This is a genomic window from Neisseria sp. P0021.S005, from assembly GCF_051956955.1.
The window spans coordinates 1-1651 of the sequence record NZ_JBQCWY010000673.1 but is presented as its reverse complement, the minus strand read 5'-3'; the positions used below and the strand labels follow the sequence as shown (position 1 = coordinate 1651).

Here is a 1651-nt window from a genome sequence, read left to right as displayed (position 1 = left end):
CCTTGGGCGAAACCTTTATTATGGTCGGCCTATCGACTACTTTCGCCGTTATCTTCGGTACGATTTTGGGCGTATTGCTGTTTGTGACGTCAAGCCATCAGTTGCACTACAACAAACAGCTGAATTTATTTTTGGACAACCTGGTCAACCTGATGCGCGCGTTTCCTTTCGTCATCCTGATGATTGCCATGATTCCTGTTACACGCGCCATCATCGGCACGACCATCGGCCCGGTTGCCGCTTCATTGGTATTGAGCGTATCCGGCTTGTTCTACTTCGCTCGTTTGGTCGAGCAAAACCTGCGCGAAGTACCCAGAGGCGTGATTGAAGCGGCCTCCGCAATGGGCGCTTCCCCCATGAGCATCATCTGCAAAGTGCTTTTGAATGAAGCACGCGCAGGTATGGTTTCCAGCATTACCGTACTGGCTATCGGCCTTCTGTCGTACAGCGCGGCGGCAGGTATGATTGGCGGCGGCGGCTTGGGCGACCTTGCCATCCGTTACGGCTACTACCGCTATCAAATGGAAGTCATCATCTTCATCGTCGCCATCCTGGTTTTACTCGTTATCCTGATTCAAGGTATCGGCAACAGATTGGCACGCAAACTGGATAAACGTTAAACAAACCAGGCCGTCTGAAATAGATTACTATTTTTCAGACGGCCTGTTATCTATTTAGAACATATTAGGATATATATTCCAAATAAATTTACAAAAAACATCCTCATATTTCCAAAATAGATTTACAATCCCTCTTTTTTGACGGCGGCGGCTTGAGGCCGTCTGAAACCGTTTTATCATCCATTAGGAGCAAAATATGCAAATCAACACATTCTTCAAAACCCTTTCAGCCGCTGCGCTGGCCATCGTACTGGCTGCCTGCGGCGGTCAAAAAGACAGCGCGCCTGCTGCTTCTGCCGCTTCTTCTGCTGACAACGGCGCAGAGAAAAAAGAAATCGTCTTCGGTACAACCGTCGGCGACTTTGGCGATATGGTAAAAGACCAAATCCAACCGGCTTTGGAGAAAAAAGGCTATAAAGTCAAACTGATCGAGTTCACCGACTATGTTCGCCCCAACCTTGCTTTGGCTGAAGGCGAATTGGACATTAACATCTTCCAACACAAACCTTATCTGGACGACTTCAAAAAAGAACACAAGTTGGACATCGTTGAAGCCTTCCAAGTACCGACTGCACCTTTGGGCCTGTACCCTGGCAAACTGAAATCTTTGGACGAAGTGAAAGACGGCGTCAGCGTTTCTGCACCTAACGACCCATCTAACTTTGCCCGTGCATTGGTTATGTTGAACGAATTGGGCTGGATTAAACTGAAAGCCGACGTTGATCCGCTGACTGCTTCTAAAAACGATATTGCCGAAAATCCAAAAAACATCCAAATCGTAGAGCTTGAAGCCGCCCAACTGCCACGCAGCCGTGCCGACGTTGACTTTGCCGTCGTTAACGGCAACTACGCCATGAGCAGCGGCATGAAACTGACTGAAGCCCTGTTCCAAGAGCCAAGCTTTGCCTACGTTAACTGGTCTGCCGTCCGCACTGCCGACAAAGACAGCCAATGGCTGAAAGATGTAACCGAAGCCTACAACTCTGACGAGTTCAAAGCTTACTCACAAAAACGCTTTGCCGGTTACAAAT

2 protein-coding genes are annotated in these 1651 nt (G+C 48.6%); both read left to right on the top strand.

Features of this window, described 5'->3' with window-relative positions; all coding sequences use genetic code 11:
* The first annotated feature begins 2 nt into the window (after positions 1 to 2).
* Entirely contained in the window at positions 3 to 620 is a 618-nt protein-coding gene (locus tag ACTHUE_RS18185; protein ID WP_440422997.1) for a methionine ABC transporter permease, read from the top strand.
* A gap of 196 nt (positions 621 to 816) precedes the next feature.
* Positions 817 to 1651 (top strand): MetQ/NlpA family ABC transporter substrate-binding protein (locus ACTHUE_RS18180; RefSeq protein WP_440424112.1); only part of this gene is annotated, 835 nt, incomplete at its 3' end.